Genomic DNA, 15,834 nt, shown 5'->3' with positions numbered 1-15,834 from the left:
CAGTGGCGTGATCGCCACTGCCGCCGTCACTTGACGCAAGCACCGGCAATGGGTTGCATACGCTCTGTGAACGCGCACCCCGCTCCAACTGCCCGTCCTTGTAGGTCCAGTACGCCGCCCGTGCCCTGGCACGGGACACTTCCCGGCGGGTCTCTCGGGGCGGGAGGGGCCGCGCCGTGGACCCGGTGATCGTCGTCGGCGCGGGTCCCGTCGGGCTCGCACTGTCCCTCGCTCTCGCGCGGCACGGCGTACCCTCCGTGATCCTCGACGAGGGCCCCGGCAAGGACGAACAGCGGCCCGCCCGCACGGTGGTGCTGCGCGAGGACACCGCGGCGCTGGCCGAGCGGCTCGCGGGGACGTCGTTCGAGGGCATCGGCGCCCGCTGGACGGGCTGGCGCTCCATGCGCCGCAAGCAAGTGATGGGTGTGCTCACCTTCGGTGAGCAGAGTACGGAGGGTGAGACCGGAGCATCCGGTGGACCGGGGGCGTCCGGTGCCCCGGTAGCACCCGCCAACGCGCTGCCCGCGCCCCTGCACATCGCCCAGCACGACCTGACCGACGCCCTGCGCAGGGCCGTGGACTCGGAACGACTCATCAAGCTCGCCGTCGACAGCCGTCTCGACTCGCTCGAGGAGGAGAAGACGGGCCTGACCGCTCACACCCGCGGCCCCAAGGGCACGTGGTGGCGCGGCAGTTACCTCGTGGGCTGCGACGGGCCGCGCTCCACGGTCCGCAAGCTCCTCGACATCCGCTTCCCCGGCCGCACCGCCGTCGAACGCCACGCGGTCGCCGCGCTGCGTGCGGAACTTCCGTGGCCCGGTGAGGCGTTGCTCCATAGGAGCCCTCCGTGGCGGACCTCGGGCCGCTCGGGCTCGGAGGTCGTCGGCCGCCCCCTCACCGACGGCGTCTGGCGCCTGGACTGGCTGCTGCCGCCCCGCAGCGACCTGGTCACCCCGGATGTCCTCGTGACCCGCATCCGGGAGACGCTCGCGGGCTGGTGCGGAGGCTCCACCCCGCCGTACGAACTGCTCGACACCGGAGTCCACACGGTCCATCACCGGCTCGCCCGCCGCTGGCGCGTGGGCCGTGTCTTCCTCGCGGGGGACGCGGCGCACCTGCTGGGCGCGCTCGGCACGCAGGGCCTGGACGAGGGGCTGCGCGACGCCGACAACCTCGCCTGGAAGCTGGCCCTCGCCTGGCATGAGGGGGCGCACGCCGCCACCGACGCGCTGCTCGACAGCTATCAGGCCGAGCGCCGTGCCGTGGTGGCCGGGCGGCTGCGCGCCGCGGACCAGGCGCTGCCGATACTGCGCGGTGGCGGGGGGCTGCGGGGGTACGTCCCCGGTGCCGCGCGCGGGCACGACGCGCTGCTCACGGACGGTCACTTGGGGCACGGGCCGCTCGGCGCGCCGGGGGCGTACGCCGACTCGCGGCTCGCGCCTGCGCGCTCCGAGTCGCAGGTGGACGTGGGCACGGCGCCCGGCGCGCCGATCGCGGATGTCGAGGTGACCGCGCCGGACGGCTCGTTCGTACGCCTCCGGGACCGGCTCGGCCGCGGGCCACTGCTCGTCGTCCTCGTCGCCCCCGGGACCGTGGTGTGGGAGCGCAAGCACTGGATGTCGGCGGGCCTGATGCCACGGCTCGCGGCGGCCGTCGCGGCGCTCCCCCACGAGGCCGAGCTGCTTGTCGCGGAGCGTTACCCGGAGGCCCCTGCGCACACAGTGCTGCTGATCCGGCCCGACGGCCATCTGGTCACGGCACTGAGCGGCGTACGTCCGGCGGAGCTCTACGAGGCCGCGCGCACGGCCCTCGGCAGGCCCGCGGAGGAGAAGGGTCCGGTGAAAAGCGGCGCCGGCCGCTGAGCCGCCCGCCTAAGCCGCCTCGCCTGAGCCGCTCGCCGAGATCGATGAGTTGACCGTCACCTGCCCCCATGGTGTACTCCGGAGCGTGACGGTCGACACCGATGTACGCCTGTGGCGGAGGGTCCATATGGACCTCATCCGCTATGCGGGCTGCGTGTGTCACCCCTCCTGCTGAATTCGCATCTCTTCCTTTTCACGTGCCCGCCGTGCGGCGTTTCGGCGGCGCGTGCTTTTCGCGAACTCCCAGGACGGTACCGGTGTCCAGTCTCACGCAATCCGCTCTCGCGCAATCCACTGCGCGTTCCCGTACGGCTCCTTCCCGTACGCCGTCGGCCGCGCCCACGCAGGCCGACCTCCTCGCTTTCGTCCGCAGCGTCGCTCAGGACCGCGACCTGATCGCCTCACTGCCGCTCGATCCGGAGGGCCGCACATGGGTGCGGCTCGAAGGCCCCGACGGCAGCGAGGCCTGGCTCATCGGCTGGCCGCCGGGCACCGGCACGGGCTGGCACGACCATGCCGAGTCCGTCGGTGCCTTCTTGACCGCGGGCGGCGCGCTCACGGAGAACTCGCTCGCCGCGCGCCTTCCCACCGACGGGTGGAAGACCCTGGAACTCTCCGAAGACGTCGACAGGGCACGGGAGTTGACGGTGGGGGAGGGACGCGCCTTCGGCCGCCACCACGTGCACGAGGTCCTGAACGAGTCCGCCATCGAGCACGCCGTCTCGGTCCACGCCTACTACCCACCGCTCCCCCGGATCCGGCGCTACAGCCGCACGGGCCCGGTGCTGCGTCTGGAGTCGGTGGAGCGCCCGGAGGACTGGCAGTGAGCGCTTCACCAGTGGGCATCGACGAGCTTCTTGAGCGGGTGCGATCCGAGCTCGACCGGGTCGAGGCGCGGGACGCGTTCGACGCGGCGTCCCGCGGCGAGGCGCTACTGGTCGACATCCGGTACGCGGCGCTGCGGGAGCGCGACGGCCTGATCCCCGGGGCTCTTGTGGTCGAGCGCAACGAACTGGAGTGGCGCCTCGACCCTCGGGGCAGTCACCGCGCTCCGGAGGCCACCGGTCACGACCTGCGCGTCGTGGTCGTCTGCAACGAGGGCTACGCGTCGAGCCTCGCCGCCGCCTCCCTGCACCAACTGGGCCTGCGCCGCGCGACGGACCTGGTGGGTGGCTTCCAGGCCTGGCGAACGGCAGGTCTGCCCGTCACGGAGGCGTGAGGGGCAGACCGTGGCAGGCAGCCGCGACCCGGAAGCGCGAGAGCGCTTCCGGCTTCCGGCTTCCGGCTTCCGGCTTCCGGCTTCCGGCTTCCGGCTTCCGGCTTCCGGCTTCCGGCTTCCGGCCGAGTCGTTAGTCCCCGAACTCCAGGTCCTCGGTTTCCTCCCCTTCTTCCTCCAACGCCTGCCGCACCACTCTCAGCGCCATGCCCTCCGGATACCCCTTGCGAGCGAGCATCCCCGCGAGGCGGCGCAGCCTCTTGTCGCGGTCGAGACCTCGCGTGGAACGGAGCTTGCGCGCGACGAGTTCACGCGCGGTCTCCTCCTCCCGCTCGGAGTCGAGCTGCCCGACCGCCTCATCGATCACCGTCGAGTCCACGCCCTTGGTGCGCAGCTCACGGGCGAGCGCCCGGCGGGCAAGTCCCCGGCCGTGGTGCCGCGACTCCACCCACGCGTCCGCGAAGGCGCTGTCGTTGATCAGCCCCACCTCTTCGAACCGGCTCAGCACCTCCTCCGCCACGTCATCGGAGATCTCGCGCTTGCGCAGCGCGTCGGCCAACTGCTTGCGCGTACGCGGAGTCCCGGTGAGCAGACGCAGACAGATGTTCCGCGCCCGCTCAGCCGGGTCTCCTGACGGCGCCCCCCGCTCGGCCCTCGACGAGTCAGGGGGGCCGTCGTCCTGTACGGCGCCGGACGGATCCCCGAATCCGCCCCGGCGCCGACGCCCACGCGGCTCGGCCCCGCCTCGCTTGCGTCCACCACGGCGCGGCCCGCCCGCCGCACCGCTCCCCGCTTCGACGTCATCTCCGGCCTCGCCGTACGCCATGCCGTCGTACACCTCGCTGCCCCCGCTCCCCCGGTCCTCGGGAACGGCGAAGCGTACGTCGTCATCGGCCCAGTCGGTTCGTCGTGTCACGGCGGACTAGCTCTTGGCCGCCGCGGCCTTGGACTTGGCTGCCTTGGGCGCGGGGACCGTCTTGGCCGCGTCCTCGGCAGGGGCGGCCGTCTCCGCCGCGTCCGCGCTCGGCTCGCTGCCGGGCTCCACCGGGCGGACACCGACGCCCAGCTTCTCCTTGATCTTCTTCTCGATCTCGTTGGCCAGGTCGGGGTTGTCCTTCAGGAAGTTGCGGGCGTTCTCCTTGCCCTGGCCGAGCTGATCGCCCTCGTATGTGAACCAGGCGCCGGCCTTGCGCACGAAGCCGTGCTCCACGCCCATGTCGATCAGGCCGCCCTCGCGGGAGATGCCGTGCCCGTAGAGGATGTCGAACTCGGCCTGCTTGAAGGGCGGCGCGACCTTGTTCTTGACGACCTTGCAGCGGGTGCGGTTACCGACCGCGTCCGTGCCGTCCTTCAGGGTCTCGATACGACGGATGTCGATACGCACCGAGGCGTAGAACTTCAGCGCGCGGCCACCGGTCGTGGTCTCCGGCGAGCCGAACATGACGCCGATCTTCTCGCGCAGCTGGTTAATGAAGATCGCGGTGGTCTTCGACTGGTTGAGCGCGCTGGTGATCTTCCGGAGCGCCTGGCTCATCAGGCGGGCCTGCAGACCCACGTGCGAGTCGCCCATCTCACCCTCGATCTCCGCGCGCGGCACGAGCGCGGCGACGGAGTCGATGACGATCAGGTCGAGGGCGCCGGAGCGGACCAGCATGTCGACGATCTCGAGGGCCTGCTCGCCGTTGTCCGGCTGGGACAGGAGCAGGTTGTCGATGTCGACGCCGAGCTTCTTGGCGTACTCGGGGTCGAGCGCGTGCTCGGCGTCCACGAAGGCCACCTGGCCGCCGGCCTTCTGTGCGTTGGCCACGGCATGCAGGGTCAGGGTCGTCTTACCGGAGGCTTCCGGCCCGTACACCTCCACCACACGGCCACGCGGAATACCGCCGACGCCGAGCGCGACGTCGAGCGCGGTCGACCCCGTGGGGATGACCTCGATGGGTTCATTCGGCCGCTCGCCCATGCGCATCACTGCGCCCTTGCCGAATTGCCGTTCAATTTGCGCGAGCGCGGCGTCGAGCGCCTTCTCGCGGTCGGTTCCTGCCATGGGTTCCACCCGGTTTGCTTGAGTCGATCGCTTCACGCCAAAGACGCTAACGCCTGCCACTGACAATCGGCCTCGACGCCTGTCTCGCCTGTGGATAACTCGAGGCTCCTCGCCCGGCCACCTTCCCCGAATCCCTTGGAAACACTGGGGGAAAGTGGCTCTGGACACTCCATAAGAATGGATGTTCGATTTCGGTGTCAAGCGCACCACGCGGGCCGGTACGCCTCGGCTACCGTGACTCCGCATGACCAACACAGCGATCGAGATCACCGCAGAGCTGGTCCAGGAGCTGCTCCACGAACAGCACCCCGACCTGGCCGACCGCCCCGTGAGACTCGGCGCCCGCGGATGGGACAACCAGCTGTGGCGGCTCGGCGACGATCTCGCCGTCCGGTTGCCCTGGGCCACCGAGTCGGCGGACGCGCTGCTGCGCAAGGAGCACGCCTGGCTCCCTGCCCTCGCCCCACGTCTTCCCCTGCCCGTTCCTGTCCCCCAGCGCCTCGGTGAGCCCTCCGAGCGGTTTCCCCGCCCCTGGATCGTCACCACCTGGGTGCCGGGCTCACCTGCCGACCGGGCACCCGCCGTCGCCGCCGATTCGGCCGACACCCTGGGAGCCTTCCTGACCGCTCTTCACCGGCCGGCCCCCGAGGGAGCGCCGACCGGCCGCAACCGTGGGGGCCCGCTGGCCGAGCATGCCGAGGGGTTCGCCCAGTACCTCTCGGAGGCCACCGAGCTCGGCCTGATCCCCGACCCGGACGCCGTCCGCGCGGTCTGGGAGGACGCCGCCGGTGCGCCGGACTGGTCGGGCCCGCCGCTGTGGCTCCACGCGGACCTGCATCCGGCGAACGTCCTCACCAGGGACGACACCTTCTGCGGTGTGATCGACTTCGGTGACCTCTGCGTAGGCGATCCGGCCTGCGATCTGGCCGCCGCCTGGTTGCTGCTGCCGGACGGCTCCACCGAACGCTTCCACGACGCCTATCGGCCGGCCCTCGACGCCGCCACCCTGCGCCGCGCCCGCGGCTGGGCGGTCATGAAGGCCCTGGTCTGCATCATCATCGGGCACGCCGGCGACCACGGCCTCCCCGGCGGCAAACCCACCTGGGGGCCGCCCGGCCACGCCTCGCTGCGCCGCCTGGTCGCGTCGGCCGCGCGCTGACACACGCGTACTCCCCGCGTCGTACGGCGAGTGTCTTCAGCCGGACGACGACCACAGGGGCCCATGTGACGAGCCTTGTCCCATGGCCACCCACGCGAACCGAGCTCCGGCCCGCCGACCCGCCGAGCGCGTTTGCTACGCGACCGGCGCGGCCCTGGTCGTGTCCGGTCTCCTGCACCTCGTCGTCTTCGAAGTCGACGGCGGCCCCTGGAACGGGCCGGTCTCCTGGCGCAAGCCCATCACCTTCGGGCTCTCCTTCGGCCTGACCCTCATGGCCATCACCTGGGTGACCTCGCACCTCAAGGTCAGTGCCCGGGTGCGCGACACCCTGCTCGTGGTGTTCGCCGCGGACTGTGTCCTGGAGGTCGCCGGAATCACCCTTCAGGCATGGCGCAAAGTGCCGTCGCACCTCGACATGGAGACGGCCTTCGACAGTGTCGTCTCCATGTCCCTCGCGGTGGGCGGCGGCATCCTGGTGGCACTCCTGACCTCCTTCGCCGTCGTGTCCCTCAGGAAGCGGCCGAGCGGCCCCACAGGGATGCCCCTCGCCGTGCGCACCGGGTTCGCCGTCCTTCTGGTGGCTCTCGCGTCCGGCGCGGCGATGATCGCGCGCGGTGTCGTCCTGACGCGGACCGGGCACCAGGAGGCGGCCTACCACTCGACGGCCGCCCTCAAGCCGCTGCACGGTGTCAGCCTGCACGCCGTGCTGGTACTCCCCGCCGTCGCCTGGCTGATGTCGCGCACGTCCTGGAGCGACCGCCTCAAGATGCGCGTCATGTACGCGGCAGTCGGCTGCTACGTGGCCGCCGTCCTCGCGTCCGCGCTCTGGGCGGCCGTCACGTACTGAGCCGGACTACTGGCCCCCGGGATGCGGCTCGTTCGGTTCCTTCACGATGCGCCGCATCCGTGCCAGCAGAGACGCCCCGCGTCTGCGGTGCCCGTGCACGCGCGGGTCGTCGGTGACGTCGTAGCGCTTCACGTACGCCACCAGGAACGCCTGCAGCGTCGCGACGGCCGGAATCGAGATCAGGGCACCGACGGCCCCCAGGAGCGCGGTGCCCGCGATGACCGAACCGAAGGCGACGGCCGGGTGGATGTCCACGGTTTTCGCGGTCAGCTTCGGCTGCAGCACATAGTTCTCGAACTGCTGGTACACGACTACGAAGATGAACACCCACAGCGCGTACCAGGGGTCCACCGTGAAGGCGATCAGCATCGGCAGGGCGCCCGCCAGATACGTGCCGATGGTCGGGATGAACTGCGAGACGAGCCCCACCCACACAGCGAGCACGGGCGCGTACGGGACGCCGAGCGCCGCGAGCAGGATGTAGTGCGCGACCCCGGAGATCAACGCCATGAGGCCACGTGAGTAGAGATACCCGCCGGTCTTGTCGACGGCGATCTCCCAGGCGCGCAGCACCTCGGCCTGCTTGGCGGGCGGCAGGACCGAACACAGCGCACGCCGCAGACGCGGGCCGTCGGCAGCGAAGTAGAACGAGAACAGCAGAATCGTCAGGAGTTGGAACAGCCCGCCGAGTACCTGGGTGGAGACATCCAGGACGCCGGTGGCGCTGTTCTGGACGTACCGCTGGAGCCAGTCCGAGTGCAGCACGCTGTCCTGCACCTCGACCCTGCTGAGTTCAGTGTGGAACGTGTCGTTGACCCAACGGATGAGCTGGTCGAGGTACTTCGGGAAGTCGTCGAACATGTCCACGATCTGGCCCGCGAGCATCGACCCCATGAGCACGACGAAGCCCGCGCTCACGATCATCACGGCCAGAAACACCAGGAACGTGGCGAAGCCCCGGCGCAGCCCGCGCGCCGACATCCTGCTGACCGCGGGCTCCACGGCGAGTGCCAGGAAGAACGCGATCAGTACGTTGATCAACAGCCCGGTCAGCTGGTGGAAGGCCCAATAGCCCAGTTGGAAACAGGCGATGAGGGCCAGAGCGAGCACCATGGCGCGCGGCAGCCAGCGCGGCATCCTCGCGCGTGGGGTCGGCGCCGAGCCCGGCGGCCGCTCGGGCGGCGTAGTGCCGGGCGGCGCGGCGTCGTCCGCCACCTGGAAGGTTTCGTCTGTCGGTGCCACGCTGCCAGTCTCGCCCACGCCGCCGACAATCGTCGGCCGCCCCCGTTCCTTCACCCTTCAGCGCTTCCCGTCCGGTACGTCCATCGCTGTGCACACGACACGCCAGACGTCCTTGGCTTCCCAGCCCGCGTCGAGCGCCTGGTGGACCGTTCGCCCGCCGAGCCCCGCCATTACATGATCGCTCGCAAATGTGTCGGCGTAACCGGATCCGAAGTGATCCGTCATTCGCTGCCAGAAGACCGTCAACCGCATGCGTCCAGTATCCCGCCCCTGAGAGTGCAGCCGTGCTCGGGAGGCTTGTCGAGAACGCTTTCCGTCCTACGGTCGGTGCATGGCCGAAACCGGAGCTTCCCCACTCCCCCCGTCGCCCCCGGCACGCTCCCCGCTCTCCCGTGCCGAGACGTTCATCTGGCTGACCGCACGCGTCCTTGAACAGCGCCGCTTCGTCTATCACTTCCTGGACGGGTCCCCCACCGCGGCCGACTCCGTCGAGACGGCTCTGACCGCGTACCGCAACGATGACGAGGGCTACGGACACGCACTCGAACCGGACCTGCGCGGCCCGGTCAGCCAGCCCCTGCACACCGTGCACGCGCTGCGCGTCCTCGACTCGATCGGGCGATGCTCGGGGCAGCGCGTGGAGCGGTTGTGCCGCTACCTGACCGCCGTCTCCACCCCGGAAGGCGCGCTCCCGGCGGTCCACCCCAGCCAACGCGGCTTTCCCTGCGCCCCGTTCGTCCCTGTGGTGGACGATCCGCCGAGTGAGCTGCTGGCCACCGGGCCCGTCGTAGGCCTGCTGCACCGCAACGAGGTGTGGCACGCCTGGCTGTTCCGGGCCACCGACTTCTGCTGGTCGGCCGTCGAGTCCCTGAAGACGTCCCACCCGTACGAGGTACAGGCCGCGGTCGCCTTCCTGGACAGCGCACCCGACCGCCCGCGCGCCCGGGTCGCCGCCGACCGCCTCGGCCGCCTCGTGCGCGAGCAGCGGCTCGTGGTGCTCGATCCGGAGCGCAGGGAGGACTACCCGGTCGCGCCCGGCTACGCCCCGGACGAGCACCACTTCCCGTACGACTTCGCCAAGGCGCCCGAGTCGCTGGCCCGCTCCTGGTTCACCGACGAGGAGATGGCCAGTTCGCTCGACCATCTGGTGAGCGAGCAACAGGAGGATGGTGGTTGGCCGATGAATTGGCGACAGTGGGCGCCGACGATCGTCATGGAGGCACGCCCCATGGTGACCATCGACGCACTGCGCACGCTGCGCGCTTACGGACGTCCCTTGTAGTGCCACCGTTGTCGTGCCGCGGTCCTCTGTAGTGTCGCGTTCCCCCTCAGTGATCCGCGTCGCGCAGGAGCAGCGCCGCGATGGCCAGGGCCGAGCCGCGGGGTGAGGACAGTTCGATGCCGGTCCACTCGGCGATCTTTGCCAACCGGTTGTCGACCGTGTTCGGGTGCAGCCCGAGCGCTTCCGCGGTGGCCCTGCGGTCCTGTTGGTGGGTCAGATGCGTGCGGAGCGTCTCCAGGAGTTCGGGCCGCTCGGCGACAGGATCGAGGAGGGCGGCGATGAGGTGGCTGCTCTCGTTGCGCCGGGAGAGGTGGTACTCGAGCAGGACGTCGTCCAGACGGTGCAGACCCGGTGGCAGGCCGCACACGCGCGTGATGCGCAGGACCTCGGTCGCGGTACGGGCCGCGTCGGGTATGAGCTCGGGGCCGCCCGCCCGCACCGCGGCCACCCGTACGGGCAGGCCGCTCGCCCGGCTGAGGTGGTGCGGCAGGTCGTCGGGCGGAGGGCGGTCCTTCGGGACGACGACCCGTCCCCCGCCGCCGTCCAGGAGGGCGAGCACAGGCGCACCGAAGGTGCGGTCCAGAACGCTCTGGATACGGCGCAGCCGGCGGCGTACCGCGACGGGCTCCTCCGAGGGCGCCGCGTCCGTGCCGAGCGCAAGCACATGGGCGGGTCCCGTGAGCCGTAGCTGGTCGAGCAGCACGTGTCCGGGCGGGAGCATCCCGTCGAGCAGCCCGCGCACCAACGACCGCTGCTGCGCGTGCTGTTCGGCCTCAAGGGCGGACCGTTCGTCCAGGTACGTCTCGGCGACCGAGCCGACGACTCCGGGCTGCGCCCGCAGCAGGAGGTCGACGAGTTCGACGAGGGCCGCCTCGTCGCCGGGCTCCGCCGCTTCACGCAGGGCCCGCCACAGGACGTAGGAGCCGAGCGCGTGCGTGCGCAGCAGTAGGTGCAGCGGCATGCCCTCCTCGGCGCGCTGAGCGGCCCTCTCGCGGAACAGCCGGTGGCCTCCGGGCTGCTGCGTGTCCGGGTCGCCGACGTGGCGCAGGAACAGCCGTACGCCGTAGCGCGCGGTCGCCGCGACCTCCAGGTCCTTCACGTCGTCCGGCAGCTCCGCGTAGCCGGGGAGTTCCTCGAAGGCATCCCTGGCCATGCGCCGCGCCAGTTCGTTGACGCGCGGCTCGCAGCGTGCGGCGAGAGAACGCGCTTCCGGGGACAACGGCACGGGACCTCCACCGATATCGGCTACAGGGCGCCCCATTGTGACGCGTCACAGCGCTGAGACAATCGGGATGTGACGCCAAGCGCTGTTCCGGGCCTTCTTGTGCGCCTTGACTCGGGGAACGCCGAAAGATCGCCCCGTACCCGGAGGAGCCGCACCCATGACCGAGCACAACCCCGCACCGGAGACGACCTCGCCGGAGCCGGTGGACTACAAGCCGGTGGATTACGCCGCTTACGCGGACCGGGTCTGGCAGGGGTCCGAGACGCTGCTTCCGCATCTCTCGGGCGCCTACACGGCGGACGAACTGGTGCGGCTGAGCCCACGGGTGGGTTTCTTCCCCGCCTTCGCCAACGTGACTGTCTTCGACACCGGTGACGGTGCGGTGCTCGTCGATTCGGGCGACTTCCGTACTGCGGCGCAACTGCACACGGCGGTCAAGGGATTCGGGGCGGGCCCGGTGCACTCCGTGGTCTACACGCACGGGCACGTGGACCATGTCTTCGGAGTGTTCCCCTTCGACAAGGAGGCGGCGGAAAGCGGCGCCGCACGCCCCGAGGTGGTGGCGCACGAGGCTGTGTCGGCCCGGTTCGACCGCTACATACGGACGGCCGGCTACAACTCGTGGATCAACCGGCGGCAGTTCGGCGTGCCCACCTTGGAATGGCCCACCACGTACCGCTACCCGGACACCGTCTACCGGGACCGGCTGACATTCCGCCGCGGCGAGCTGACCTTCGAACTCGTCCACGCGCGCGGGGAGACCGACGACCACACCTACGTATGGGTGCCGGAACTCAAGGCCCTGTGCACGGGCGATCTGTTCATCTGGAACACGCCGAACGCGGGCAATCCGCAGAAGGTGCAGCGCTACCCCGAGGACTGGGCGCGGGCCCTGCGCTCCATGCAGGAGCTGGGCGCGGAGCTGCTGCTGCCGGGGCACGGCGTTCCCATCATGGGCGTCGAACGCGTGAACCGCGCCCTGGACGACACCGCGCGCTTCTTGGAGTCGCTCTGCGAGCAGACGCGGGAGCTGATGAACGCGGGTCACCGGCTCGACACGGTCATTCACGAGGTGAAGGTCCCCGAAGACCTCCTGTCCCGCCCGTACCTCCACCCCGCCTATGACGAGCCGGAGTTCGTCGTCCGGAACCTGTGGCGCCTGTGGGGCGGCTGGTACGACCAGAACCCGGCCCACCTCAAGCCCGCGCCGGAGGCGGCCGTCGCGGCCGAGTACGCGCGCGCGGCGGGCGGCGCCGCGGCACTGTCCGAGCGGGCACGGGAGTTGCTCGCTGCGGGCGACACGCGGCTCGCCTCGCACCTGGCGGAGACGGCGGCCCTGGCGGCCCCCACGGATCCCGAAGTGGCACGCACGCGTGCCGAGGTGTACGCGCAGCGGGCGGGCAAGGAGACCTCGACCATGGCGCGCGGGGTCTTCTCCTGGGCGGCCGCAGAGTCCGCCGCGGTCGTCGAAGGCACGGATGTCGCCACGGAGTTGACGCGTTCCCCCGAGGGCCGCAAGCGGGCCGAGGGCTCGATCAGCGTCGGCGTGGTCGACGACGAGGACGGCTGCTGCTGATGCGCGGAGCTTGGCGTACCACGTGGCTGCTGCTCGCCTTCATGGTGGTGAACTTCGCGGACAAGGCGGTCCTGGGGCTCGCGGGTCCCGAGATCCGGGCGGACTTCGGCATCAGCCGCCAGGAGTTCGGCACCGCGCAGTCCGCGTTCTTCGCGCTGTTCTCGGTCGCGGCCCTCGGCGTCTCGGCCCTCACGAAGCGGGTGCGTACGACGCCGTTGCTCCTGGGGCTCGCCCTGCTGTGGTCGGCGGCACAGCTGCCGATGCTGTGGGGCGCGGCGGGCTTCGGCGCGCTGGTGGTCACGCGCGTCCTTCTGGGCGCCGCCGAGGGGCCGGCGTCGCCGGTGGCGATGCATCACGTGCACGGCTGGTTTCCGCAGCGCGAGCGGGCGCTGCCGACCGCGCTGCTGCTCGTCGGTGCCGCGGCCGGGGTCGCGGTGGCCGCGCCCGCACTGAGCTGGGTGATCGTCCACTGGGGCTGGCGCTGGTCGTTCGGCGCGGTGGGCCTGGTTGGCCTTGTCTGGGCGGCGGCGTGGCTCCTGTGGGGCAAGGAGGGCCCCCTGGCCCCGAGCCTCGGCAAACAGGCGGGAGGGACGCCACAGGACAGCCTCACGGTGCCGCTGCGCCGTGTCCTGTTGTCGCCCACATTCCTGACCGCGGCCTTCGGTTCGTTCGCCGCGTACTGGTCGATGAGTGCGACGCTCACGTGGGCGCCGGACTACATGGAGAACGTCATGGGTTGGGATCTGCACCAGGCGAGCACCATGGTCGGCGCGGGCGCCGTCGCTCACGGTGTCATCCTCCTGGCGCACGGCCTGCTCGCCCGGCGCTCCGCCCTGAAGGGCACGTCTCCCCGCTTCCCCGTAGGTGCGGGTGCGGGCCTCCTGGTCGCGGTCTCGGGCTGCGCGACCGCGCTGTTCGGCCTGTCCGACTCGCAGGCCGTGAAGGTACCGATGATGCTGGGGCCGATGGCACTCGCCATGGTGATGCTCACGGTTGCGGCGACAGCCTGCTCCCGTATCGTGCCCCCGATCCAACGAGGCACGGTCCTGGGCGTATTGACGTGTGTGTACGCCCTCGGGGGCATCGTCTCGCCGCTCGTCCTGGGGCGCCTGGTGGACGGCGCTGCCACCGTGTCGGCAGGCTATGAACACGGCTGGCTGCTGACCGCGGCCCTCCTGGTGACGGGTGGTGTCCTCGCGGCCGTCTTCTGCCGCCCCGAGCGCACGGCGGCGCAGCTCGGCGTCCCTGAGGCCCCGGCCGCCCTCCCCGCGCACCAGGTCACCCCGTAAGTGCCCGCACCCCCGCGGTGACCACCACGGCCGCCGCGACCACCACCAGGAACGGGGCCCGCAGCACGAGCGCGACGGCGGCCGCGGCGAGCCCGGCCGCCCTGGCGTCCAGGACGAGCACGCGTCCGTCCGCGAATGTCTGCTGGGCCGTGAGGGCGGCCAGCAGAGCGACCGGGAGCAGCACTGAAAGACGCTTCACCACGGGTCGTTCCAGGGCGCCCGCGGGCACCAGCAGACCGATCAGTTTCACGGCGTAGCAGCCGACCGCGGTGACCGCGATGGCGATCCAGAAGTTCAACGGTCTTCTCCTTGTCGTGCATTGGACGCCACGGTGCGGCGGCGCCCCTCTACGTAGAGCACGGCCGGGGCCGCCAGGGCGGCCACGAGCACCGGCACCCCGGCAGGCAGCACGGGAAGCAGGCCGAGCATCAGGACCACGGCGAGGGCGGCGACGGCCCGCTCCGTGGTGGACTTCAGCATCGGCGCGAGCAGCGCCAGGAACACCGCGGGCCCGGCCGCGTCGAGCCCCCACGCATCGGTGTCGCCGATGGCCGAGGCGCCCAGGGCGCCGAGCAGCGTGGTGAGGTTCCACAGCACGTACAGGGTCAGTCCTGTGACGGTGAAACCGAGCCGCACGCTGCGCCGCGTCGGTTGCGCCAGCGCGACGGCCGACGTCTCGTCGATGACCCAGTGCGCGGCGAACGGCCGCACCGCGCGCGGGAGAGCCAGCAGCTGGGACAGGCGCAGCCCGTAGAACGCGTTGCGCACGCCCAGGAAGAACGCTCCCGCGGCGGCGGTGAGCGGGTTGCCGCCGGCCGCGAGCGCCCCGACGAGCGCGAACTGCGACGCCCCAGTGAAGACAAGGAGGCTGAGCGCGCAGGTCTGCAGCACGCTGAGTCCGCTCCCCGCCGAGGTCACCCCAAAGGCGAATCCGGAGAGGCCCACGGCGACGCCGACACCGAGCGCGTCACGGACGACGGCAGAGTCCGGCTTGGCTACCGCGCCGACCCGCCCGGATTCGGACCGGGACTCCCACTCGGCCTCGGATGCCTCGGACCCGAGCAAGCGCTCGGTCGACTGCTCGGACTCGGGAGGGCCGGCCTCGGCTCCACGTATGTCTGGGGATGTTGTCCTGTCTGCCACGCCTCGCACGGTACGAGGAGGGACGGGTCCTGTTCTTGTACGTTCTTGCGCTCGCGCTGGTACGCGCCCGGCGGCACCCCGACGATCCGGGTGAAGTGCCGGTTCAGGTGCGGCTGGTCGGTGAAGCCGAGGGCCACGGCGGCATCGGCCGGCGCCGTCCCCGCCTCCAGGAGCCGCCGTGCCACGCGCACCCGCGCGTTGGTGAGCCAGGTGTGCGGCGGCATTCCGTACGCGTCACGAAAGGCCCGCAGCAGCGCGAAGGGGCTGGTTCCGAGCTCGGCCGCGAGGGCTTCCAGGGACGGCGGGTCCGCGAGACGCTCTTCGAGGAGCTCGCGTGCGCGGTCCACGGCCGTGGCCCCCGCGGACCGCCGGGGTCGCACGGTGAGGGAGGTCCCATGGGCCCGGAGCAGCCGGGCGAGCACGACCCTGAGAAGGCTGTCGGCGGCCAGCGCGTTGCCCTGCTCCGCCGCCCTGTGCACCTCGTTGATCATCTGCGAGGCCTGTGGGTCGGCGACCATCCGCTCACCGAAGACCGTGGTGCCGCGCCCGGTGCCGGTCTCCGCGGCGATCTCGGCGATGACCTCGGCGGAGGGGTAGAGCGTGGCGTACGCCCAACCGTCGGGGCCGCCCGCCCGCGCCGTGTGCGCCACTTCCGGATTGAGCATGACGACGGTCCCGGGGCCCGCGTGCAAGGTCCCGTCGGGCAGGCCGATGGCCTCGACCCCTCGTGTGACCGCGCCGATCACGAAGCCGTCGTGGCTGTGGCGCGGGAAGGTGTGCCGGACATAGCGGGCCCGCAGCAGATCGAGGCCCGGCAGCCGCTCATAGCGCCAGTGCCGCGCCCATTCGCCCTTTCCCGCTGTCCGTGCCATGACCCCATTCTGCGTCAGGGCGCCTGCGATGAACCACCAGTTTCCGCAGGTCACCGCCGTTGTCAGTGGCGGGGTGC

General features: G+C 71.1%; 17 protein-coding genes. 9 read left to right on the top strand and 8 right to left on the bottom strand.

The annotated features are described in order from the left end of the window. The first annotated feature begins 176 nt into the window (after positions 1 to 176). The 4 genes from ABT004_RS08745 (at position 177) to ABT004_RS08730 (ending at position 3,081) form a co-directional block, all read left to right on the top strand. A complete protein-coding gene (locus tag ABT004_RS08745; protein ID WP_351332960.1) occupies positions 177 to 1,862 on the top strand; it encodes an FAD-dependent monooxygenase in 1,686 nt (561 codons plus the stop codon). Between the two features lie 85 nt (positions 1,863 to 1,947). Continuing rightward, positions 1,948 to 2,037: a putative leader peptide gene (locus tag ABT004_RS08740; protein WP_323187227.1), complete on the top strand. Its 90-nt coding sequence runs from the start codon at positions 1,948 to 1,950 to the stop codon at positions 2,035 to 2,037. Positions 2,038 to 2,119: 82 nt separating this feature from the next. Then, on the top strand, positions 2,120 to 2,689 hold the full coding sequence (locus ABT004_RS08735; RefSeq protein ID WP_351332956.1) for a cupin domain-containing protein: 570 nt from the start codon (positions 2,120 to 2,122) through the stop codon (positions 2,687 to 2,689). Then, a complete protein-coding gene (locus ABT004_RS08730) occupies positions 2,680 to 3,081 on the top strand; it encodes a rhodanese-like domain-containing protein (RefSeq protein ID WP_451190186.1) in 402 nt (133 codons plus the stop codon). The genes ABT004_RS08735 and ABT004_RS08730 overlap by 10 nt, the downstream gene beginning before the upstream one ends. Before the next feature lie 130 nt (positions 3,082 to 3,211). Here ABT004_RS08730 and recX read toward each other — a convergent pair whose 3' ends face one another. After that, positions 3,212 to 3,994, bottom strand: a complete 783-nt coding sequence (recX, locus tag ABT004_RS08725; protein WP_351332951.1) for a recombination regulator RecX — start codon at positions 3,992 to 3,994, stop codon at positions 3,212 to 3,214. Positions 3,995 to 4,000: 6 nt separating this feature from the next. Then, the gene (recA, locus tag ABT004_RS08720; protein WP_351332948.1) at positions 4,001 to 5,122 is read right to left on the bottom strand and encodes a recombinase RecA; all 1,122 of its coding nucleotides are present in this window, start codon (positions 5,120 to 5,122) and stop codon (positions 4,001 to 4,003) included. Positions 5,123 to 5,366: 244 nt separating this feature from the next. Here recA and ABT004_RS08715 point away from each other — a divergent pair, with 244 nt between their 5' ends. Continuing rightward, positions 5,367 to 6,281 (top strand): aminoglycoside phosphotransferase family protein, encoded by a 915-nt coding sequence (locus ABT004_RS08715; protein WP_351332945.1) that lies wholly within the window; start codon positions 5,367 to 5,369, stop codon positions 6,279 to 6,281. 82 nt (positions 6,282 to 6,363) lie between these two features. Next, positions 6,364 to 7,128 (top strand): hypothetical protein, encoded by a 765-nt coding sequence (locus ABT004_RS08710; protein ID WP_351332942.1) that lies wholly within the window; start codon positions 6,364 to 6,366, stop codon positions 7,126 to 7,128. Between the two features lie 6 nt (positions 7,129 to 7,134). Here the strand turns inward: ABT004_RS08710 and ABT004_RS08705 are convergent, their stop codons facing one another. Then, positions 7,135 to 8,370, bottom strand: coding sequence for an AI-2E family transporter (locus ABT004_RS08705; RefSeq protein ID WP_351332939.1), 1,236 nt, complete (start codon positions 8,368 to 8,370; stop codon positions 7,135 to 7,137). Between the two features lie 57 nt (positions 8,371 to 8,427). Continuing rightward, complete coding sequence (locus ABT004_RS08700) at positions 8,428 to 8,622, bottom strand: DUF3046 domain-containing protein (protein WP_351332936.1); 195 nt, start codon at positions 8,620 to 8,622, stop codon at positions 8,428 to 8,430. Positions 8,623 to 8,701: 79 nt separating this feature from the next. On the opposite strand from ABT004_RS08700, the gene ABT004_RS08695 reads away from it, so the two are divergent. Next, positions 8,702 to 9,652 carry a hypothetical protein gene (locus ABT004_RS08695; protein WP_351332933.1) on the top strand — a complete coding sequence of 317 codons (951 nt, stop codon included), beginning with the start codon at positions 8,702 to 8,704 and terminating at the stop codon, positions 9,650 to 9,652. Between the two features lie 46 nt (positions 9,653 to 9,698). On the opposite strand, the gene ABT004_RS08690 is transcribed toward ABT004_RS08695, so the two are convergent. Next, positions 9,699 to 10,877 (bottom strand): PucR family transcriptional regulator, encoded by a 1,179-nt coding sequence (locus ABT004_RS08690; RefSeq protein WP_351332930.1) that lies wholly within the window; start codon positions 10,875 to 10,877, stop codon positions 9,699 to 9,701. Between the two features lie 157 nt (positions 10,878 to 11,034). Between ABT004_RS08690 and ABT004_RS08685 the strand changes: the two genes are divergently transcribed. Beyond that, positions 11,035 to 12,453: an alkyl sulfatase dimerization domain-containing protein gene (locus ABT004_RS08685; RefSeq protein ID WP_351332927.1), complete on the top strand. Its 1,419-nt coding sequence runs from the start codon at positions 11,035 to 11,037 to the stop codon at positions 12,451 to 12,453. After that, complete coding sequence (locus ABT004_RS08680) at positions 12,453 to 13,742, top strand: MFS transporter (RefSeq protein WP_351332924.1); 1,290 nt, start codon at positions 12,453 to 12,455, stop codon at positions 13,740 to 13,742. Before ABT004_RS08685 ends, ABT004_RS08680 begins: the two co-directional genes overlap by 1 nt. Here the strand turns inward: ABT004_RS08680 and ABT004_RS08675 are convergent. From ABT004_RS08675 to ABT004_RS08665, 3 genes are read right to left on the bottom strand one after another with little or no spacing between them, the layout of a single operon-like run. Next, complete coding sequence (locus ABT004_RS08675; protein WP_351332921.1) at positions 13,732 to 14,040, bottom strand: AzlD domain-containing protein; 309 nt, start codon at positions 14,038 to 14,040, stop codon at positions 13,732 to 13,734. The genes ABT004_RS08680 and ABT004_RS08675 overlap by 11 nt on opposite strands. After that, positions 14,037 to 14,807 (bottom strand): AzlC family ABC transporter permease, encoded by a 771-nt coding sequence (locus tag ABT004_RS08670; RefSeq protein WP_351332918.1) that lies wholly within the window; start codon positions 14,805 to 14,807, stop codon positions 14,037 to 14,039. Before ABT004_RS08670 ends, ABT004_RS08675 begins: the two co-directional genes overlap by 4 nt. Further along, positions 14,738 to 15,757 (bottom strand): AraC family transcriptional regulator, encoded by a 1,020-nt coding sequence (locus ABT004_RS08665; protein ID WP_351332915.1) that lies wholly within the window; start codon positions 15,755 to 15,757, stop codon positions 14,738 to 14,740. The genes ABT004_RS08670 and ABT004_RS08665 overlap by 70 nt, the downstream gene beginning before the upstream one ends. Positions 15,758 to 15,834 lie beyond the last annotated feature (77 nt).

The sequence above is a fragment of the Streptomyces sp. NPDC002790 genome (assembly GCF_040295505.1).
GTDB lineage: Bacteria > Actinomycetota > Actinomycetes > Streptomycetales > Streptomycetaceae > Streptomyces.
The sequence above is the reverse complement of the archived record's forward strand: the minus strand, read 5'-3'. Positions and strand labels throughout refer to the sequence as shown.